The organism is Nonomuraea sp. K271, assembly GCF_009908215.1.
In the GTDB taxonomy this organism is placed as follows: domain Bacteria; phylum Actinomycetota; class Actinomycetes; order Streptosporangiales; family Streptosporangiaceae; genus Nonomuraea; species Nonomuraea longispora.
This window is the reverse complement of sequence record NZ_JAAAHR010000025.1, coordinates 48510-69315: the sequence shown is the minus strand read 5'-3', so window position 1 is coordinate 69315 and position 20806 is coordinate 48510. Positions and strand designations below refer to the sequence as shown.

19 protein-coding genes are annotated in these 20806 nt (G+C 70.2%); 15 read left to right on the top strand and 4 right to left on the bottom strand.

The features are described 5' to 3' along the window. The first annotated feature begins 94 nt into the window (after positions 1-94). Entirely contained in the window at positions 95-736 is a 642-nt protein-coding gene (locus GUY59_RS11945) for a class I SAM-dependent methyltransferase (RefSeq protein ID WP_138200519.1), read from the top strand. 17 nt (positions 737-753) lie between these two features. On the opposite strand, the gene GUY59_RS11940 is transcribed toward GUY59_RS11945, so the two are convergent. Next, positions 754-2256, bottom strand: coding sequence for a carboxylesterase/lipase family protein (locus GUY59_RS11940; protein WP_201760754.1), 1503 nt, complete (start codon positions 2254-2256; stop codon positions 754-756). Between the two features lie 86 nt (positions 2257-2342). Here GUY59_RS11940 and GUY59_RS11935 point away from each other — a divergent pair, with 86 nt between their 5' ends. The 8 genes from GUY59_RS11935 (at position 2343) to GUY59_RS11900 (ending at position 10826) form a co-directional block, all read left to right on the top strand. After that, a complete protein-coding gene (locus GUY59_RS11935) occupies positions 2343-2954 on the top strand; it encodes a TetR/AcrR family transcriptional regulator (RefSeq protein WP_138204608.1) in 612 nt (203 codons plus the stop codon). A 138-nt stretch (positions 2955-3092) separates the two neighbouring features. After that, entirely contained in the window at positions 3093-3761 is a 669-nt protein-coding gene (locus tag GUY59_RS11930; RefSeq protein WP_138204606.1) for a ThuA domain-containing protein, read from the top strand. Then, positions 3746-4648 (top strand): nucleoside hydrolase, encoded by a 903-nt coding sequence (locus GUY59_RS11925; RefSeq protein ID WP_138204604.1) that lies wholly within the window; start codon positions 3746-3748, stop codon positions 4646-4648. The genes GUY59_RS11930 and GUY59_RS11925 overlap by 16 nt, the downstream gene beginning before the upstream one ends. Before the next feature lie 248 nt (positions 4649-4896). After that, the gene (locus GUY59_RS11920; protein WP_138204602.1) at positions 4897-5970 is read left to right on the top strand and encodes a Gfo/Idh/MocA family protein; all 1074 of its coding nucleotides are present in this window, start codon (positions 4897-4899) and stop codon (positions 5968-5970) included. 137 nt (positions 5971-6107) lie between these two features. Beyond that, on the top strand, positions 6108-6854 hold the full coding sequence (locus GUY59_RS11915) for a phytanoyl-CoA dioxygenase family protein (protein ID WP_138204600.1): 747 nt from the start codon (positions 6108-6110) through the stop codon (positions 6852-6854). A gap of 10 nt (positions 6855-6864) precedes the next feature. Then, entirely contained in the window at positions 6865-7782 is a 918-nt protein-coding gene (locus tag GUY59_RS11910) for a sugar phosphate isomerase/epimerase family protein (RefSeq protein WP_138204598.1), read from the top strand. A 24-nt stretch (positions 7783-7806) separates the two neighbouring features. Next, positions 7807-9876, top strand: a complete 2070-nt coding sequence (locus GUY59_RS11905) for a hypothetical protein (protein WP_161714501.1) — start codon at positions 7807-7809, stop codon at positions 9874-9876. Further along, positions 9873-10826 (top strand): zinc-binding dehydrogenase, encoded by a 954-nt coding sequence (locus GUY59_RS11900; protein WP_138204592.1) that lies wholly within the window; start codon positions 9873-9875, stop codon positions 10824-10826. The genes GUY59_RS11905 and GUY59_RS11900 overlap by 4 nt, the downstream gene beginning before the upstream one ends. A gap of 25 nt (positions 10827-10851) precedes the next feature. On the opposite strand, the gene GUY59_RS11895 is transcribed toward GUY59_RS11900, so the two are convergent. Further along, on the bottom strand, positions 10852-11835 hold the full coding sequence (locus GUY59_RS11895) for a LacI family DNA-binding transcriptional regulator (protein ID WP_161714500.1): 984 nt from the start codon (positions 11833-11835) through the stop codon (positions 10852-10854). 61 nt (positions 11836-11896) lie between these two features. On the opposite strand from GUY59_RS11895, the gene GUY59_RS11890 reads away from it, so the two are divergent. The 5 genes from GUY59_RS11890 to GUY59_RS11870 all read left to right on the top strand — a co-directional run bounded on the left by GUY59_RS11890 (position 11897) and on the right by GUY59_RS11870 (position 17468). Then, the gene (locus tag GUY59_RS11890) at positions 11897-12787 is read left to right on the top strand and encodes an AraC family transcriptional regulator (RefSeq protein ID WP_161714499.1); all 891 of its coding nucleotides are present in this window, start codon (positions 11897-11899) and stop codon (positions 12785-12787) included. Between the two features lie 125 nt (positions 12788-12912). Further along, a complete protein-coding gene (locus GUY59_RS11885) occupies positions 12913-14232 on the top strand; it encodes an ABC transporter substrate-binding protein (protein WP_138204588.1) in 1320 nt (439 codons plus the stop codon). Positions 14233-14293: 61 nt separating this feature from the next. Further along, positions 14294-15295: a carbohydrate ABC transporter permease gene (locus GUY59_RS11880; RefSeq protein WP_138204586.1), complete on the top strand. Its 1002-nt coding sequence runs from the start codon at positions 14294-14296 to the stop codon at positions 15293-15295. Beyond that, positions 15283-16266 carry a carbohydrate ABC transporter permease gene (locus GUY59_RS11875; RefSeq protein WP_138204584.1) on the top strand — a complete coding sequence of 328 codons (984 nt, stop codon included), beginning with the start codon at positions 15283-15285 and terminating at the stop codon, positions 16264-16266. Before GUY59_RS11880 ends, GUY59_RS11875 begins: the two co-directional genes overlap by 13 nt. 2 nt (positions 16267-16268) lie before the next feature. Continuing rightward, positions 16269-17468, top strand: a complete 1200-nt coding sequence (locus tag GUY59_RS11870; RefSeq protein WP_138204582.1) for a hypothetical protein — start codon at positions 16269-16271, stop codon at positions 17466-17468. A 3-nt stretch (positions 17469-17471) separates the two neighbouring features. On the opposite strand, the gene GUY59_RS11865 is transcribed toward GUY59_RS11870, so the two are convergent. After that, complete coding sequence (locus tag GUY59_RS11865; RefSeq protein WP_138204580.1) at positions 17472-17822, bottom strand: Rieske (2Fe-2S) protein; 351 nt, start codon at positions 17820-17822, stop codon at positions 17472-17474. Between the two features lie 103 nt (positions 17823-17925). Here GUY59_RS11865 and GUY59_RS11860 point away from each other — a divergent pair, with 103 nt between their 5' ends. After that, positions 17926-19074, top strand: a complete 1149-nt coding sequence (locus GUY59_RS11860; protein WP_138204578.1) for an amidohydrolase family protein — start codon at positions 17926-17928, stop codon at positions 19072-19074. Positions 19075-19168: 94 nt separating this feature from the next. Here the strand turns inward: GUY59_RS11860 and GUY59_RS11855 are convergent, their stop codons facing one another. Then, entirely contained in the window at positions 19169-20332 is a 1164-nt protein-coding gene (locus tag GUY59_RS11855; protein WP_161714498.1) for an endo-1,4-beta-xylanase, read from the bottom strand. Positions 20333-20806 lie beyond the last annotated feature (474 nt).

Here is a 20806-nt window from a genome sequence, read left to right as displayed (position 1 = left end):
GGCCGCCTCCGATGGGGACACGTTGGACAGCCACCGAGCTCGCGTGTATAACTAGATACAATCTCTAGTAACCAACTCTAGAAAAGGAGTCGCAATGGATCTGGAGCGCGCGGCATGGCTGCACTTCAGTCAGGGAAGGGACGACGACGCCGGGCAGGAGGCCGCCGTCAAGGAGATGTTGCAGGCCTACTACGCGTCCGGCAGGCCGCCGTGGGACAACGGCGTGCCGGCTCCCGAGCTCGTCGACACGGTGGAGGGGCCGCAGGCGTTGCCGCCCGGGCGGGTGCTCGACCTCGGCTGCGGCACCGGCACCAACGCCGTCTACCTCGCCGGCCACGGCTGGGACGTGGTAGGCGTGGACCTGGTCGACCGGGCCGTCGAGCAGGCCAGGGCCAAGGCCGAGGCCGCCGGTCGGCGGGCGAGGCTGCTGTGCGGCGACGTGACCCGGCTGGACGAGCTCGACGTCGGCGACGGGTTCAGCCTGTTCTTCGACCTGAGCTGCTACTGCGGCATCCCCCGCCACCGCCGGGAAGCCTACGCCGCCGGTATCACCCGCCGTGCCCTGCCGGGCGCCCGGCTGCTGATGTTCGGGTACGGGCCTGAAGGCTTCGACGACGGCTGGAGCGGCGTCACCGCCGACGAGCTGCGTACCCGTTTCACCGGCTGGGACCTCACCGACGTCACGCCCGGCACCAACGATGTGCCGACGTACTGGTTCACGCTGCACCGCCGCTGATCCGAGGTGGCGCAGCCCTACGAGACGTCGAAGGGGGCGGGGAGGTGGCCATCCCAGATCCGGCGGGAGGCCTCTTCGGGGTAGGGGAGGGTCTGCGGCTCGGCGTCCAGGACGCGGGTGAGATGCCCGTCGGGCCGGTGGGCGGACCAGCCCGCGTCGCCGGTGGTGACGAAGCGGACCCATGCCTCCTGGAGTTCGCGGGAGAGCGCGACGGCCTCGGGAGTGGGCTCCTCGCCGATGAGCTGGGTGCCGACGGGGCTGTCCAGCGTGCCGAACGCCAGGGGCACGTCGAGGCTGTGGCAGGCGCCCAGGATGCCGCCGAGGACCGGGGCGTTCCAGCACAGTTCGAACAGGTACGAGGTGCCGCCGGCTGCGGCGTTCGCCTCGGCCAGCTTCTGTGACGGCATGCGGAAGAGGGCGTCGGAGTACACCGTCTCCACCAGCTCCTCCGGGCCTGCCTGCGGGAACGCGGCACGGTAGGCCCGCGCGCCGTCCGGCTGCGGGGCGTGCAGTTCCAGGGCTGCGTGGGCGTCCTCCTCGGTGAAGGTGCCGTACCGTCCGCTCATGACGCTGAAGTACCGGAATTCGTCCCGGGTGTGGCCGACGAGCAGTTCGGTCCCGCTCGCGCGCGCGCCGGTCAGCGCGGGCCAGGGCGTTTCCGGGAGGACCTCGCCGTCGACGACGGGGCACAGCGCGGTGCCGGTCTCCGTGAGGCGTCCCCAGCTCTCCCGGTGCGCGTGGAGGCCGGCGTTGAAGGAGGTGAGCTGGGCGGCCAGGTGCCATGGGTCGATGTCGCGCAGCGCCTCGGCGGTGGGGGCCGCCGCGCCGAGCCGGTCCGCGAACGCGGCGGTGACCTGCCGTGCCAGCGCGGGGGTGCTGTGCAGCCCCGGCACCGAGTGGGCAATGGCCCGCCGGAACAGGCCGCGCGCCGGCTTCATCGTCAGCAGGGCGGCGACCGACCCTGCCCCGGCAGACACCCCGGCCACGGTGACCTGGCCGGGGTCGCCTCCGAAGGCGGCGATGTTGCGCTGCACCCACTCCAGCGCCGCGATCTGGTCGAGGAATCCGCGGTTGGGCGGCGCGTCGTCGAGGAACGCGAATCCCTCCGCGCCGACGCGGCAGTTGATGGTCACCACGACGAGTCCCGCCTCGGCCAGCGCCGCCGGGTCGAACATCGGGTCGCTCGACGCCGCCGAGAGGTAGCCGCCCACGGGGATCCACACCAGCACCGGCAGTCCCGCCGCGCCGGGATCCGGAGTGCCGACGTTGAGCGTCAGCCAGTCGGTGCCCTGCGGGGGCACGTCGATCGGCAGGGACAGCGGCACCACGGGGCCGAACTCGACCGCCTGCCTCGTCCCCTCCCAGCGGTGCGGCGGCGCGGGCGCGGCGAAGCGGAGCGCTCCGACCGGGGGCCGGGCGTAGGGGATGCCGCGGAACACCGCGTGTCCCTTCCGCCCGCGCCCCTGCACCACACCTTCGGCGGTACGCACCCTTGGCCGCTCCGGCAGCGGTCCGAGCATGACGTTTCCTCCTTCAAGATTTTAAGTCGGCTGTATTATGTCAACTGTATGGGAAACGGCTGCGAATTGCGAGGGAGAGGCCGGCGATGCCGAAACAGGTGGATCATCGCGAACGCCGCGAAGCGATCGCCCGCGCGCTGTGGCAGGTGGTGGAGCAGCGCGGCGTCACGCAGTTGACGATGCGGGTGGTGGCGCGGGAGGCGGGTATGTCCCTCGGGCAGTTGCAGCACTATTTCGCCTCCCGGGCCGCCATGCTCTCCTTCGCCATGGACTTCGCCTCCGAGCAGACCTCGCTGCGCGTGGAGCGGGGCCTGCGCGAGCTCGGTGACCGCCCGCACCCTCGTGACGTGCTGCGACTGACGCTCGCGGAAATGCTCCCTCTGCACGCCGACGCCCGCGCGACCAGCCGGATGAGCGCCGCCTACGTCCTGGAGGCGCTGCACGACGAGGCCGTCCACGAGCAGGCGCGACGCGGCCTCGTGCAAGGACGGGCCCTCGTCGAGCGGCTGGTCCGCCAGGCGATCGCCGACGGGCACATCGACTCCGGCCGCGACCCGGCGACCGAGACCGACCTGCTCCTCGCCCTCACCGGGTTCACCCCCCTGATCGAGCTGCGCGTGATCAGCCCGCGCGACGCGCTCGCCGCGATCGACCTGCACCTCGACAGGTTGTTCAGCCGGAACGACCGGAGCAGGTGACCCGCGACCGCGCGCCCCGGACAACGGGCGGCCACGCACGCCGCGGCCTGACGTTGATCGCCGGTGCCGAAGTGCGTCCCTGGCGGTCTGCAAATCGATTGGCTACAGTCCCAACCGGATCCTCAACCAAGGAGAAGCATGGACAGCGGGCGCAACCGCAGGGCTTTGATCGTCCGGGGCGGCTGGGAGGGGCACAGCCCGGTCGAGGCGACCGAGCGGTTCATCCCGTTCCTGAAGGAGCACGGCTACGCCGTCGAGGTGCACGAAAGTGCCGAGGTGTACGCCGACGGCGAGAAGCTCGCCGCGACCGACCTCGTCGTGCAGTGCTACACCCAGGGCGTCGCCACCGGCGAACAGGTGCTCGGCCTGTCCGCCGCGGTCGCCGGCGGCACAGGTCTCGCCGGCTGGCACGGGGGAATCTGCGACTCCTTCCGGGCCTCGCCCGACTATCTCCACCTCACGGGCGGCCAGTGGGCCGCGCACCCCGGCGGCTTCGTCGAGCACGAGGTCGCCGTCGTGCCGGACAGGCGCGGGCACCGGATCGTCGAAGGGCTGGACCGCTGGAAGCTGAACACCGAGCAGTACTGGGTGCTCACCGACGAGCTGAACGACGTGCTCGCCACGACCACGTTCGGCGTCGGTGACGATACGCCGTGGCGCGAGGAGCTGACCTGCCCCGCTGTCTGGACCCGCCAGTGGGGGAAGGGCAGGGTCTTCGTCTCGACGATCGGCCACAAGCTGGAGGACCTCGACCACCCTGATGTGCGGACGCTGACCGAGCGGGGTCTGCTGTGGGCGAGTCGCTGACCCGGGAGCCGGTCCGGATCATCCTCGACACGGACCTGGCCATGGGGGCGCCGGGGGCGGACGTCGACGACGGCTTCGCGCTCGCGCTGGCCCTGGCCGACCCCGGCCTCCGTGTCGAGACGGTGACGACGGTCGGCGGCAACGGCGACGTCGTGAGCTCGACCCGGCTGACCCGAGAGCTGCTCGGGGTGCTCGGGCGCCGCGACGTACCGGTGGTGCAGGGCGCCCCGGCCGGCGTCGAAGCGGCCGAGGAGATCGCGCGCCGGGTGCTCGCCGAGCCGGGGCGGCTGACCATCGTCGCGATCGGACCGCTGACCAATGTCGCGCGTGCGCTCGCGATCGCGCCCGGGGTCGCCCGCGCGGTCCGCGAGATCGTGGTCATGGGCGGGGTGTTCCTCGAACAGACGAACGTCGCGGCGATGCCGGGCGAGTACAACTTCTGGTGCGACCCGGAGGCGGCCCAGGCGGTGTGCGAAAGTGGCGCGACCCTGCGTTTCGTCGGCCTGGACGTGACCCGCCGCGTGCGGCTGAGCCGCGAGGACGCCCGCGCGCTGGCGTCCGGAGGGGAGTTCGGCCGGATCGCGGCCCGCCACACCGAGGCCTGGATCGACTTCCAGGAGCGGGTCAAGCCTCGAGAGGCGATCGAGCAGGGCAGCTGCGCGCTGCACGACCCGCTCGCCGTCGCGGTGGTCACCCGTCCTGACCTGGTGACCTGGAGCGAGGCACACGTCGCCGTCGAGACGGCCGGCCGGGTCACGCGCGGGGTCGCGGTGGCCGACCTGCTGATGTGGGAGAACCCGCCCGAGCCCAACTGCCGGATCGCGACAGCGGTGGACGCGCCGGCCTTCCGGGAGCTGTTCCACGAGCGGATGAGGGCCCTGCCGTGAGCCGTGCCCTGAGCCGTGCCCTGAGCCGCCCGGCGGACGCGGAAAGGTCCTGACGCATCGGGAGCGTCGCCCCTGCCGCATCTGACCGGCCGTTGACCGGAGGGTGCGCGGCACTTTACCGTTGCCGAAGCAAACCGATTTGCATGGCCTACGGAGAGAGCATCAGCGCGCATCAGCCCGACGGCACGGTCTCCTCCGGCGGCTGACCGGTCGCCCTTCCGGACCACCCACCACCGAAAGGCACAGAGTTGAGCAAGCTGCGCGTCGGCGTCATCGGACTGGGCGAGGTCGCCCAGATCATCCACCTGCCCGTCATCGAGTCCTTAGGCGACCGCTACGAGCTCGCGGCCATCTGCGACATCTCGCCCGGCCTGCTGGACCGGCTGGGCGAGCGCCATCGGGTCGAGCGCCGCCACACCGACTTCCGGGAGATGCTGGCCGCCGGCGGCCTGGACTGTGTGCTCGTGCTCAACAGCGACGAGTACCACGCCGAGGCCACGATCGCGGCGCTCGACGCGGGGCTCGACGTGCTCGTCGAGAAGCCGATGTGCCTCAGCCCCCGCGAGGCGCAGCAGATCATCGCGGCGCGCGACCGGTCGGGAAGGACCGTGATGGTCGCCTACATGCGGCGTTTCGCGCCGGCGTTCACCGAGGCGGTCGAGAGGCTGCCCGAGCTCGGCCCGATCCGCTACGCGCGCGTCCACGACGTGATCGGCCAGAACCGGCTGATCATCGACCAGACCTCGTACGTCGAGCGGCCAGGCGACGTCCCCCAGCACGCGATCGACGAGAAGTGGGCACGCCGCTCGGCGTTGGTGAAGGAGGCGCTGGGCGACGTCCCCCAGGAGCTGGAGTGGACCTACGGGCTGCTCTGCGGTCTCGGCAGCCACGACCTGTCCGCCATGCGGGAACTGCTCGGCCGCCCGAAAGAGGTCTCCGCGGCGAAGATGTGGCGCAGCGGCGGCTACGTCGTCGCTCTCCTCGACTACGGCGACTTCGTCGTCACCTACGAGACAGGCGTGGACGATCAGCTGCGTTACGACACCTACATCGAGGTGTACGGAGCGACCGGCACGATGAAGGTGCAGTACGACACGCCTTACGTGCGGCACTTCCCGACGACGCTGCATCTGGAGCTCACCGACGGTGAATCCTACGAGCGTTCCGTGCGGCGCCCGCACCTCAAGGACCCCTACACCTACGAGCTCGAGCACTTCCACGAGGCGGTCACCACAGGTGCGGCGCCCAAGACGACCCCGGAGGACTACGTGCAGGACATGGAGCTCTTCACCGACATCATCCGAGCCCTGGACAGAGGCTGACGCCGACGTGGCGCGGCGCGGCCCCGGAAGATAAGCCGAGCCCAGCCGAAGATAGGCGTCGTGGCCCTGGTCACGGCGACGTAGCGTCGTTCCCGCCCGGTTCCCGGATTCCCTCTGCCTGGAAAGGTGGCACCACGATGACCGAGACCCTGACCGACGTTGATGTGGCGTTCTTCCGCGAGAACGGCTATCTGCTGCCCGGCCGCCGGCTGCTTCCTGAGGATCGGCTCTCGCACCTGGAGCTGATCTTCAACGAGCATCTCAGAGACAAGGGCGACAAGCTCTCCGACGAGCTCGACACGCCGCACTACCGCGACGAGCGGCTGCTGGACCACCTGCTGTCCGACGAGGTCCTCGACTGGGTCGAGCCGCTGATCGGCCCGGACATCGCCCTCTGGTCGAGCCACTTCATCTCCAAGGACCCCTTCACCGGCCGGGCGACCCCGTGGCACGAGGACAGCGCCTTCTGGGAGGGGCGCTTCGACGACTACGACAACATCGTCACGATCTGGCTCGCCCTGGAGGACGGCTCGTACAAGGAGAACGGCTGCATGAGGGTCATCCCCGGCTCGCACCTGAACGGCGGGTTCTCGGACGGCTACCGGCCGACCGACATGACCGAGCAGACGTTCCACGCCGAGCTCGCCGGTGTGGACGAGTCGAAGGCCGTCTACTTCGAGCTGAAGCGCGGCGAGTTCTCGATGCACGACGGCCGGATCGTCCACGGCGCGCGGGCCAACACCAGCGCCACCCGCCGCACCGGCTACACCATGCGGTACTTCCCGAGCTCGGTGAAGATGCGGGACGTCCCGCAGAACGAAGGCTGGAAGATCTGGCTGGCCCGGGGGGCCGACCGCGCCGGCAACGACTACGCCAACGTGTGAGGCGCGGCTCATGAGACTGGGTCTGCTGACGGCCTGTCTGCCCGGCGAGTCCCTTGAGGCCATCGCCCGGTGGGCCGGCGATCACGGATACGCCTCCCTGGAGGTCGCGGCCTGGCCCGACCGGCCCGGCCGCGACTGGGAGGCGGCTCACCTGAACGTCGAGGCGTTCGGGCAGGCCGACGCCGACCGCGTCACGTCGATGCTCGACCGGCACGGCCTGAGCATCTCGGCGGTCGCGTACTACGAGAACAACCTGCACGCCGACCCCGCGGTCCGCGAGGCGACGCACGCGCACCTGCGCCGGTGCGTCGACGCCGCCCGGCTGCTCGGCGTGGGCCTTGTCGGCACCTTCGTCGGGCGCGACGTGACGCTGACGACGGCCGAGAACCTCCGGCTGGCCGAGCGGGTGCTGCCGCCGCTGGTCGAGTACGCCGCGGCCCGCGACGTGCGCCTGGTGATCGAGAACTGCCCGATGGAGGGCTGGCACCCCGACGGCTACCCGGCCAACCTGGCGTACTCACCCGAGCTCTGGGACTGGATGGCCGGCCTCGGGCTGTGGCTCAACTACGACCCCTCGCACCTGGTGTGGCTCGGCATCGACCCGCTGGCCGCGCTGGAGGCGCACGCCGAACGCATTCTGCACGTCCAGGCCAAGGACGTCGAGGTGCACGCCACCGCCCGCGACCGGTACGGGGTGTTCGGGCAGGTGCTCGGCAGGCGGCCCTGGGTGAGCGGGTGGTGGCGCTACCGCATCCCCGGCCTCGGCGAGGTCGACTGGCGGCGCCTGATCGACGCGCTCCACCAGCACGGGTACGAGGGCGTCGTCTCCGTCGAGCACGAGGACCCGGTCTGGAGCGGTGACCCCGGCCGCGTCCGCAAGGGCCTGGCCATCGCGCACCGCACCCTCGCCCCGCACGTCCACATCTGAATCGTCCGCCCAGGAGGGACGTCCATGCACCGCGGTGTCTACTTCGACGCCTGGTTTCCCCGCCAGCACTGCTACCACCCGAGTCTTCCGCCCCGCCGTCTGCGCATGATCGACGATCTCGTCGACTACCGCGCCACCATGCTGGTGTGGGCGTCCATGGGCGGCGGCTCGCTGGCCCTGCCCTACCTTGAGCAGGAGGCGTTCGGCCCGGTCGACGCCCGCTCGCGCTTCTACGGCTTCGTCAACGACAGCGAGTTCATCGCCGCCTGCCACGAGCGGGGCATCAAGGTGCTGGGCATCGTGTTCGAGGCTCAGGGCTGGGAGTTCCCGGTCGAGCTGAGCGAGCAGGAGGACGCCGTGCTGGCCCTCAACGAGCTGCGCGGCGCGGGCAAGCGCGACTGGATGGGGCTGCGCGAGTTCTCGTCCAACCGTTACCCGAAGCTCTGGAAGCCGCTCGAACACTACTTCCCCGGCGGGCTGGTGAACTCCGAGGGTGAGTGGGTCACCGACCTGATCGAGGAGTGCGTGGCCCGCGACATCCACGGCCGGCCCTGCCACGCGCACTGGGTGGAGTGCCCGGATCGCGAGCACCAGTGCTTCTACATGGACCGCAACAACCCGGTCTGGCGCGAGTACCTCAAAGCCGTGATCAGGATCCAGATCGACGCCGGCGTGGACGGCATCCAGCTCGACGAGGCCGAGCTGCCGATGGGCGCCTTCCAGTACGGCGCCTGCTTCTGCAAGGACTGCGTGAAGGGGTTCCGCGCCTACCTCCAGGGGCTCCCGGCGGTGGACCCCGTGCTCGACGGGACCGACCTCGCGACCTTCCACTACGGCGAGTGGCTGCTCGCGCAGGGCCACGACTTCAAGGCGAGCCGCGAGTCGGCGCCGCTGTTCGGCGACTACTACGCCTTCCAGTGCCTGTCGATCAAGAAGTACTTCGCCGAGCTCGCCGGCTACGCCCGCGAGTACGCCCGCTCGCAGGGCCGCGAGATCATCGTCTCCGGGAACTTCTTCAACTGCGAGCCGATGTACCTCGCCCTCGCCGACGACGTCGACCTGGTCATCACGGAGATGCGCAACACGACGTACCGCCAGCCGGAGTGGTACCGGTACGTCGCGGCCTTCGCCGGGGACAAGGACGTCGTGGTGGTCGAGAACCCGTACGGCGGGGTCGTTCCCGAGCTGATCGCCCTGCTCGGGAAGGGCAAGGGGTACGACCTGTTCCGGCTGTCGTTGTTCGAGGCGGCGGCGATGGGCGTGAACATGTCGGTGCCCTACGGCTCGTGGATGGGCAGCGTCATCGAGGACTCCTTCTACGCGCCCCACGAACCGGCCCGCGAGATCCAGACGTTTCTGGCCGAGCACGAGCGGCTGTTCGCGCGCCGGACCGTCAACGAGGTCGCGGTCGTCTTCAGCGTCGGGTGCACGCGCGAGCTGATCGGCAAGGCGGACGTCAGCGACAACACCGCCAACGCGCGCGACGAGTCGGTGGTGGTGCCGTACCGCGTCGTGACCAGGACGCTGTCGGAGGCCGCGGTGCCGTACGACGTGGTGATCTGGACGGACGGCGTCACCGCGCCGGACCGGTCGGGCGCCGAGGCGCTGCTGCGGTACTCGACGGTGATCCTGCCGGACGTCTTCGCCCTGACCGAGGCCCAGGCCGCCGCCGTCGAGGGGTATCTCGCGGCCGGCGGGACGGTCGTCGTCACCGATCGGGTGGCGCGCTCGCTGCCGCGGCACGAGAACGTCCGCACCGCGCACCGTGCCGTGGCCGGCGAGCTGCTCCCGCACGGGCGGCAGGTCGAGACCACGGCGCCGGTCGCGGCGAACGTCCAGCACCTGGCCGACGGCTCCTACGCGCTGCACCTGGTCAACTACGACTACGACCGCGACGCCGACGCGGTGCGCGTGCTCACCGATGTCCCGCTCCGCGTGCGGCTGCCCGAGGCCCGGGAACGGGCCACCGTGGTGGCGAGCGACGGGACGCGTACACCGCTGGAGCCGGCCCGCGAGGACGGCGCCCACGTCGTACGCCTCGGCTCGCTGGGCGTCTACACGATCGTGGTCTTCCACGAGGGGGAGCTGCCGTGAGGATCGCGGCGCTGCGCGGGCGCGAGAACTTCGAGGTCGAGCAGGCTCCGATCCCGCCGATCGAGCCGGGCGAGGTGCTGGTCCGCGTCGCGGCCTCGGGCGTGTGCGCGTCGGACCTGGACCAGTGGCTGACCGGTCCGCCGGCGGGGGAGGCCCGCTACCTGGGCCACGAGGTCAGCGGCGTGGTCGCCGGAGCCGGCGCCGAGGTGACGGCGCCGGCGGTCGGGGACCGGGTCGGCGTCTGGGTCGCCGAACGCGGCTTCGCCGAGTACGTCGCCGTGCGCGCGGACCACTCCTTCCCGGCGGGCGACGGCCCGCTCGACGAGGCGCTCGCGGAGCCGATCGCCTGCGCCGTCAACGCCGTCGAGGCGGCGAACCCCCGCCTGGGTGACGACGTGGTCGTCATCGGGGCCGGATTCATGGGGAACCTGGTGCAGAAGCTCGCCGCGCTGCGAGGGCCGCGGCACCTGATCGTGGCGGACGCGCGCGCCGACGCCCTGGAGCGCGCCGCGCGGCTCGGCGCGACCCGGACCGTGGACGTGACGAAGGAGTCACTGCCCGACGTCGTACGGTCCCTCACCGGCGGGCGCGGCGCCGAGGTCACCTTCGAGTGCACCGGCACCCAGAGCGCGCTCACGGCGTGCGGTGACACCACCAGGATGAGCGGCACCATCGCGATCGTCGGCTTCCACCAGGGCGCCGACCGCAGCCTCCCGCTGGCCTACTGGAACTGGATGGCTTTCACGATCGTCAACGCCCACTTCCGCGACCTCGCGGTGATCATGCGCGGCATGTCGGCCGGCATGCGCCTCCTCGCCGGTGGCGTGCTGCCGATGGACGGCCTGGTCAGTCACCGCTTCCCGCTGGAGGAGATCAACGCCGCCTTCGCCACCCTGCGCGACAAGCCCGACGGATTCGTGAAGGCGGTGGTGACGTTCCCGGACGCGTGACGGCCCGCCGGCCCGGGGCCGCCGCTCAGACGGTGCCGCGTTCGATCAGCGGGCAGGGCAGCACGACGGTGCGTCCGGCACCGGTGTAGCGGCCCGACATCCGGCTCATCAGCAGGTCGCCCGCCGTGCCGCCGGCCTCGTAGGCCGGGTTGCGGACCGTGGTCAGATGCGGCGTCACGATCGTGGCGGCGTCGACGTCGTCGAAGCCGACGATGGCCACGTCCTCAGGGACGGAGAGCCCCAGCTCGTGGGCCACGTCGAGCGCTCCGATCGCCATCAGGTCGTTGGCGCAGAAGACGGCGTCGGGCCGGTCCTTGAGCGCCATGAGCGTCTTCATGGCCTGGTAGCCCCCCTTGCGGGTCCAGTCGCCGCGCACCAGGCGTTCGGCGGGGACCTTCCGCTTCGCGACCTGCATGGCCGAGCGGAAGCCCGCGGTGCGCGCCACGCCGTAGTGCGGCGGGCCCTGGATCATCGCGATCCGCTCGTAGCCGCGCGCGGCCAGGAAGGAACCGGCGGCGCGCGAACCGGTCTCGTCGTCGGGGATGACCGCGTCGCAGAGGGGATGGTCGAGCTGGGCACCGATGCAGACGATGGGCATCTGCTGGTCGACCTCCTCCAGCTCGATCTGTGACGCGGTCTCGCCGGACGCGAAGACGATGCCGTCGACGCCGCGGTCCATGGCGTCCTGGAAGAACTTGCGCTCCCGGTCGTGCTGGCCGTCGGTGTTGCAGACGTAGGTCCCGTGCCCGGCGGCGTCGACGGCGTCCGCCAGGCCCCGGGTGAGCACGGCGTAGAACGGGTTGGTGATGTCGGGAACGACGACTGCGATCATGTGCGACCGCCGCGTCCGCAGGTTGCGGGCCACGATGTTCGGCCGGTAGCCGAGCTCGCGGATGGCCTCCATCACGGTGCCCCGGGTGGCGGCCCGGACCGCGCGCTTGCCGGACAACACGTGGGAGACGGTCGTGGGGCTCACCCCGGCGCGGCTGGCGACCTGTGCGATCGTCACGCGAGAGTGTTGGCTGGACGCAGCCTCGCTCCTCAACATGGCGGGTATTCTACGGGGAATCTTGCGGCAAAACGATTTGATGGGGCGGGTCTCCATGACCGACCTGGTCGAGCGGTTCAGCACCGAGTCGCTGCTCCTCCCCGACCGTGGCGCGCGGGTGATGCGCCCACGGCTGCGCACCGTCGACGTGCACTGGCACGACTACTACGAGCTGTGCCTGGTGGTCTCGGGAGAGGCCGACCACGTGGTGAACGGCGTCGCGCGTCCGATCGGCCGCGGCAGTGCCTTCCTGCTGTCGCCCGCGGACTTCCACGCCATCCGGCCGGCCGGTCCCGAGCCGCTCGGCTGTTACAACACGGTCATCGACCCGGCGCTCATGGAACGGCAGCTCGCCGGCCTGGGGCCGCCTTCGGCCGGTGACTTCCCGTGGCACGCCGACGACTTCCTCGCCGCGGAAGGAGACCTGCGCCGGCTCCAGGCCGAGTTCGAGGAGCCACGGCTGGGCAGCGCGCGACTGGTCGAGGCGCTCGTGGGCTGCCTGGTGGTCGAGCTGGCGCGGCGCCAGCCGGTCGAGGCGGCGGCCGGCCGTCCCGCCGTGGCCGGCGAGCTGCGCGCCGCGGTCCGCTACGTCGACAGGAACTTCCGGGAGCCGATCTCACTGGCCGACGCCGCCCGGCGGGCGCACCTGTCGCCGAACTACTTCAGCGAGCGGTTCCGGGAGTACACCGGCTCGTCCTTCCAGCACTACCTCCAGGAGCGCCGTCTGCGCTTCGCCCGCTCCCTGCTCGCCTCCACGTCGTTGTCCGTGACCGAGGTGTGTCACGCCGCCGGCTTCAACACCCTCTCGCACTTCGGCCGTGCCTACCGGCGCCGGTACGGCACCGCTCCGTCGGACCGCTCCAGGTGGCCGGGCAGCCCCGCTTCCGGGGATCTCGGGGCCGTCACAATGTGAGGTGGCGCACCGTGAATCCATTGACAAAAAGCACAGCTCTTGGCGAGACTGCCCGCCAGGCGCCAATCGATTTGCATCAGTCGAAGCCCTGATCTTCCACTGAGCGAACAGTAGGGAGCGGTGTGGTGAGAAACCATGGATCCTGGACGGCCCCGGCGATCATCATGTTGGCGCTCGCGACCGTTCTGAGCCTCTCGGCGTGCGGAAGCGAGGCGAAGAACGCGAACACCGACCTCGGCAAGGGCACAGGTGCGGTGAAGGACCCGGCCTCGCCGCAGACCGTGACGTTCTTCTCCTGGGTCGGCAACGAGCCCCAGATGAAGAAGATGGCCGCCGAGTTCCACAAGAAGCACCCGAACATCACCATCAAGTTCGAGAACGCCCCCGCAGAGCAGGCGCAGCAGGTGCTCAGCACCCGCATCGCCGGCAACACGGCCCCCGACGTCGCCTACATCAACGCCAGCGACACCAGCGACTACGCCGCCAGGGGAGCACTCGTCGACCTCGGCAACTACATGAGCCGCAGCGAGGTCGTGAAGCCGGACGACTACGTCGACGGCTTCAGGACGTTCGTCACCTGGAACGGCAAGATGTGGGGCCTGCCCTTCGACGGCGAGACGACCGGCCTGTTCTACCGGACCGACCGTTTCAAGGAGGCCGGGATAGACGGCCCGCCGAAGACCTGGGACGAGTTCAGGGCCGCCGCCGAGAAGCTCACCGACGTTCCGAACGGCAAGTACGGCTTCGAGATGTTCGCCTCGGAGGCGGCCTACTACTACTATCCCTGGCTCCACCAGGCCGGAGGCGAACCGCTGACCAAGGACGGCAAGGACATCGCCTTCGACAGCCCGGCGGGCAGGACGGCGGCCGCCTTCTACGTGGACCTCGCCAAGTACTCCCCGAAGGACTACCTCAACTCCAACTCCTACGACGGCCGCGTGGCGTTCGCGAAGGGCGACGTGGCGATGTACGTGGCGGGCGCCTGGTTCGCCGGCACGCTCGCCGACGAGTACCCCAAGATCGAAGGCAAGTGGGCGGCGGCGCCGCTGCCCGAAGGGGCCGCCGGGTGCAAGACCACTCTCGCCGGGGACTCGCTGGTGATGTTCAACCAGACGAAGGTCTCGGACGCCGCGTGGTTGTGGATGGAGTTCCTCTCGCAGCCCGACAACCTGGCCGCGTGGACGTACAAGACCGAGGGTACGCTGCTGCCTCCGACGAAGTCGCTGCTCGACGGCGACGACCTCGCCAAGGAGAAGCCCGTGCTCAAGCCCTTCGCCGACCTGATGGAGTGCGGTGTCGCGAGCACGGTCGCCAACCCGAAGTATCCGCGGGTCGAGACCATCCTCAACGAGGAGCTCAGCAAGGCCATCTACGGCGACCAGACCGCAGCGGAGGCGCTGGACAACGCCGCCCAGCAGGGCAGGGCGATCCTCGCCCGCGGCTGACCGGGCGTGCGCCGGACCGGCCTGGCCCGGCCCGGCGGCGTACGGAGAAAGGAAGACAGTGATGGCGCAGCCGCTGGTGCGGACCGAGACGGACACGGCGCCGGTGAAGACCGGAGGGCGATGGCCTCGGCGAGGCTCCGGACCCGCGCTCCCGCACCCGGACCGGCGCAGCCTCCCGGCCCGGGTCTGGAAGGAACGGTCGGCGTACGTCTTCCTGATGCCCGGCATGCTGATCTTCTCGGTCTTCACGCTGGCGGCACTGGTCTTCGCCGTCTACCTGACCTTTCACCGGTGGAGCATCATCGAGCCGGACAAGCCGTTCGTCGGCCTGACCAACTACCGCGACATGATCCACGACGAGCGGTTCGTCGAGTCGGTGCTGAACACCATCTACTTCAGCGGCGCCTCCGTGCCGCTGTCGATGGGGACCGGGTTGCTGCTGGCGCTGCTGCTCAACCTGCCGCTGCGCATGCGCGGCCTGTTCCGGATGGCGTTCTACCTTCCGGTCGTCACCCCGTTCGTCGTGTCGGCCATCCTCTGGAAGTGGCTCTACAACGGCGACTACGGGCTGTTCAACTACTACCTGCTGCAGGCGCACATCATCGACGATCCCTTGTTGTGGTTGTCGGACAAGAACCTCGCGATGCCGGCCGTCGTCCTGATGAGCGTGTGGGCAGGCACCGGGTTCTCGATGGTGGTCTACCTGGCCGGGCTGCAGGCGATCCCCCGTGAGCTCTACGAGGCGGCCCGCATCGACGGCGCCGGCGCGTGGCAGCGCCTGCGGTACGTCACGATCCCGGCCCTGCGGCCCACCACCCTGTTCCTGCTCGTCATGGGGATCATCAGCTCGCTGCAGGTCTTCACCCAGATCTTCGTGATGACCAGCGGCGGACCGGTCAACAAGACGACGACGATGGTCTATTACATGTATCTCTGGGCGTTCAAGTACTTCGACATGGGCTATGCCAGCACCTTGGCGTTCGCCCTCTTCCTCATGCTGCTCGTGTTCACGGCGCTCCAGCTGCGCCTTTCCCGGCGGGAGTCCGGCGCATGGGCGGCGTAGCCGGCGGAGCGGGCGCGCGTCAGGCGGCGCCGGAGCGCACCGCGCCCGCCCGCAGACCGCAGAACGGGAGCAACCACTTCGGACTGCGGCAGAAGACGGTCACCTACCTGGTGCTCGCCCCGCTCGCCATCCTGTTCCTGGCGCCGTTCGCCTGGCTGATCAGCGCCTCGTTCCAGCCGATGGGGGAGATCTTCTCCACGACGCCGCACTGGATCCCGCAGGACCCGACGATGGAAGGCTACAAGGGCTTCCTGAACGTCGGTGACCTCACCAAGGCCCAGCAGGGCCAGGGGCACGGTGACTGGCGGTGGTTCGCGAACAGCGCCTTCGTCGCGGTCACGATCACCGTGCTGCAGACGTTCTTCAACGCGCTGTGCGCCTACGCCTTCGCCAAGCGCCGCTTTCCCGGACGCAACGCCATCTTCGTGTTGTTCCTGGCCACGATGATGGTCCCCGGGCAGGTCACGCTCATCCCGAACTACCTGATCATCCAGCACATCCCGTTCTTCGGCGGCAACGACTGGATGGGGAGCGGCGGGCACGGCTGGCTCGACTCCTACTGGGGTCTGATCATGCCGGGGATCGTGTCGGCGTTCGGCATCTTCCTCCTCCGTCAGTACATGCTCTCGATCCCGGACCAGCTGCTGGAGGCCGCCCGCATCGACGGGGCGGGCGAGTTCCGGATCTTCCGGTCCGTCGTGCTGCCGCTGTGCGGGCCGGCGCTCGCGGCGAACGCGATCTTCACCTTCCAGGGGGCCTGGGAGGACTTCTTCTGGCCCCTGATCATCATGTCCAGCCCCGACAAGATCACCGCGCCCGTGGGGCTCGCCCTGTTCGTGGTGCAGAACCGTACGTCCTGGACCTTGTTGTTCGCCGGGTCGGTGATCGCGACCCTGCCGATGATCATCGTGTTCCTCGTCTTCCAGCGCAGGTTCGTGCAGGGCATCGCACTCACCGGGATCAAGGGGTGACCATGGCGGAGGCGGATCGGGACCTGCTCGACCGGCTGCTCGAAGCCGGGAACGGCGTGCTGAGGTGCGAGCCGGCGTGGGTCGCGCGCGACTTCCTGCCGCCGGGCCGGCGGCTGGGCCTTCCCGAGCACGCCTACGACGCAGGGGAGCGCGGCGCCGTCTGCGAGCGATGGCTCGCCTCGACGACGAAGGCGGACAACGCCGTCGGTCCCGAGGACGAGGGGCTCAGCCACGTCGTGGGGGAGCACGGCGAGCGGCTCCTGCTGCGCGACGCCGTGGCCGCCGACCCGGCGGCGATCATGGGTGCGGCGTACGCCGCCGCACACCCCGCAGGGCTCGGCCGGCTCGCGAAGATCTTCGACTACGCCGACCGGCTGCCCTACCACATCCATCCGCCCCAGGAATACGCGGCGCTGGTCGGCCGCAACGCGAAGGACGAGTCGTACCACTTCCTGCCGGGCGCCGACCTGGGCGCGCACCCGGAGACGTTCTTCGGCGTGCACCCGTGGATCGCGGAGCGGTCCGCGCACGAGGTGCTGCTGCCGTACCTCGTCGACTGGGACAGCGACCTCATCCTCCGGCACGCCCGCGCCGAGCTCCAGGTCGCCGGCGAGGGCTTCCACGTGCCGTCCGGCGTGCTGCACGCGCCCGGCACGGCCCTCACCCTCGAACTGCAGGAGGACTCCGACGTCCTGTCGATGTTCCAGGCGCTGAACGCCGGCCGGATCATCTCCAAGGACCTGCTGTTCAAGGACGTCCGCCCGCGGGACCGCGAACGGCACGGCGAGCGGTTCCCGCTCGGCTTCGTGGACTGGGAGACCAACGGCGACCCCTGGTTCTACGAGAACCGCCATCTCAGCCCGCAACCCGTGCACGGCGCGGACGGCGACGGCGAGGAGACCTGGGTTTTCTACAACACCACCAAATACGCGGGGAAGCGGCTCGTCCTCCCGCCGCGCGGCGTGCACCGGCTGCGCGAGCCCGGCGTCTACAGCGTGTTCGCCTGGGCCGGGGAGGGCAGGTTCGCCGGGCACGAGGTGCGCGGCGGCGAGCCCGGCCGGGACGAGCTGGTGGTCACCCACGACGCGGCGACCCGCGTCCACGAGGTCGTCAACACCGGACACCAGGGCCTCGTGGTGTTCCTGTTCTTCGGACCCGGCCTGCACACGGGCGCGCCGTCCATCGCCGGCCGCGCGCGGTGACGCTCACACGTGCAGCACGACCTCGCCGTCCTCCTGGGTGACCTTGTAGGTCTTGAGCCCGACGCGCTTCGGCTCCAGGAGCGACCGGCCGCTCTCGATGTCGAACTCCCAGCCGTGCCAGGGGCAGCGGATCACCCGGCCGGCCTTGCCGTAGACGTACTCGTGCGGGCCGGCGGCGACGAAGGTGCCGCCCAGCGAGCCCTTGCACAGCGACGCACCCATGTGGGGGCATCTGTCGCTGATCGCGAAGAACTTCTCTCCGACGCTGATGACGCCGACCGGCCGCCCGTTCACCTCGACGGTCCGGCATCCGTCGCGGCGTACGTCCTCGACGCTGCCGACCCGAACTTCCATGCGCCCACCCACTGACTCTCTACCGCGATGCCAATCGATTTGCTATCCATGACTATGACGGTTCCGCGTCATCTCGGCAACCACTGCCCGGACAGGAGATCCCATGGCCGACCTGCGTGACCAACCCCTGGCCGGGACGCACGCGCCGAGCCGCTACCGGCTCGTCGACTGCGACGTCCACCCGGTCACCAAGAGCGGCCTGGGGGAGCTGCGGCCGTTCCTGTCCCAGGCCGAGCAGCGCCGCCTGGGCCTCGACGAGCGCCGCGACCTCACCACGATCGGGCATCGCGAGGCGGTGTCCATCCCGCGGAACATGCTCTACATCAACCCGGCCGGGGTGCTCCGCGACGACGCCCGCGCTCCGGACGGGTCCGCGCCGGGAGCCGACCCGGCGTTCACGGCACGGCAACTGCTCGACGGCCACGGCATCGACCGCGCGGTGCTCATCGGGGGCGAGGTGCTCGGGCTGGGGGCCATGCCCGACCCGGACGCCGCGGCGATGATCGCCTCGGCGTACAACCAGTGGCTCGCGACGACCTGGTTCGACGCCGACGACCGGTACCGCGGTTACCTCGTGGTCGGTGCGCAGGACCCCGTGCTGGCGGCCCAGGAGATCCGGCGCGCCGCCGAGGACGAGCGCTTCGTCGGCGTGCTGCTGCCGCTCACCGACCTGCTGATGGGGCTGCGGCACTACTACCCGATCTACGAGGCCGCGAGCGAGGTCGGCATCCCGCTCGCCGTGCACCCCAACTCGGGCGAAGGCATCTTCCGCACCTCGCCTTCGATGGCGGGCGGGACGCCGACGTACTACGTCGAGTGGCACAGCGGGCTGAGCCAGGTGTTCCAGGCCAACGTGATCAGCCTCGTCTGCCACGGTGTCTTCGAACGTTTCCCGAACCTCAAGGTGATCATCACCGAGGGCGGGCTGGGGTGGATCCCCGACGTGATGTGGCGGCTCGACAAGAACGTCAGGGGCCTGCGCGACGAGGTGCCGTGGGTCAGACGGCTGCCCAGCGAGTACATCGTGGACCACGTCCGGTTCACGACGCAGCCGCTCCCGGAGCCGAAGCGCCGCCACCACCTGCACGTGCTCTGCGAGATCGCCGGCGCGGACCGTACCCTGATGTTCAGCTCCGACTACCCGCACTGGGACTTCGACGACCCGCGGCACGCGCTGACGGCGCTCCCGCCGGCGATCAGGCAGCGGGTGAGCAGCGACAACGCCATCGAGACCTACGGCGACCGGCTGTGACGCGCCGCGCCGACCCGCGCTCCACGACGTAGGGCGGGCGGCCCCACGGGCCGGGCTCTGACCGGCGCACCGGTCAGAGCCCGGAGGGTGCTGATCAGAGTGGCGGACGTGCCGGAGCGTTCTCGAAGGCCCGCAGGATCGCCGTGTACGCCGGCTTCGGCTGAAGGTCCTCGTCGAACGGCAGCGGCCGCCGCGCGACTCCGTCCGGGCGCGGGAAGTCCTCCTCCAGCCACGTATAGCGGTCGCTCAGCCCGAAGTTCAGCACGACCTTGACCGCGGGCTCCTGGAGGGCCACGGACAGATAGCGCGCGTACACGTCCGCCACGGCCGCGTCGCGGCTGGGGATGTCGGCCTCCAGCCCGTCGTCCTGCACGTCCATCTCGGTGATGAAGACGGACAACCCCCGCGCCGCGACGTCCGACAGGAAGGTCCGGTACGCCGCCGTGTCGAACTCCCGGGCGAACCCGTCCGCGTTCAGGTGCGCCTGGATCCCCAGCGCGTGCACCGGCACGTTCCTGCTCTTCAGATGGTCGATGGCCTTGAGCATCGACCTCCGACGAGCGATCGCGTCGGGCCCGGTCTCGAACCCGAACTCGTTGATGAGGAGCACAGCGTCCGGGTCGTGCTGGTGGGCGAGGGCGAACGCCTCTTCGACGTAGGCCGGCCCGATCGTCTGATACCAGGGTTCCTCCGTCCAGAACCCGTTGGCGTCCTTGCGACGCCCGTCGGTCACCTCGTTGGCCACCACCCAGGCCGTCACCTGCCCGGCATAGTGCGCGACCTCCTGCTGGATCGTCCCGAAGAGGAGGTCTCGGGCCTCCTGCGTGCCGAGGTCGTACAGAGCGTCCGGCTCCCACCCGTCGCCCAGCCCCTCGTCCCAGACCAGATGGGCCGCGAGCACCGGCTGTGCGTTTCCGGCGGCGTACGACACGATCCGGTCGCCGTAGGTGAAGTCCAGAGGTGAGTCCTGCGTCGGCTTGAGCCGGTACCACAGCAGGTCGTCCTCGGTGAGCAACATCCCGCTCTCGCGGGCGAACAGCGCCGCGTAGGCGGAGTCCGACTGGACCTGCCACGTCGCGGCCGAGGAGCCGTACCGGAGGCCCTTGGCCAGCGCTGCCTGGTGCAGTTCGCCCGCGGGCGCGGCCCAGGCCGCACCGGCGGTCATGAACTGCGACGCGCCACCGGCCAGCAGCGCCGCGGCTCCCAGGCCGCTACCTACGAGGAACGATCTTCGAGGGAGACCTTTCTGACCTGCCACCGCATTCCCTTCATCGAGTCGTCCGAAGAACCGCGCGCGATGCAAATCGATTTCCATAACAGATACACCCGCCGACTCGTCGTGGGAAGGCCCAAGGACGAGCCACCCGCACAGGGACGGCCTCGAACAGCACGGGTCCGCCGGCTGTGCCTCCGCCCGCCACGGCCGCGCGGAGGCACAGCCGGCGCGGGGTCCCAGGAGATCGGACGTCGGCGACGGGCTCGAACGGCCGTCCTGGTTGCGTACCGTCCAGGTGAGCAGCACGTAGCCGTCCGCGTCCCGCCGGAGTTCGTTGTTGCGTACTTCGGCCCGCCGGGGCCAGCCGCTCTCGGACGGCGGCGCGGCGGTTGAGGCGACGGCCCGCCGTCACTTTCGACCGTTCGGGCGACGCGGTCCCGATGGGGACGTCGAGGAACGGCGGCACCGGACCGAACAGCACGTCCGCGTGGGTCGCGCCGGCGGCGGAGCGGTGAA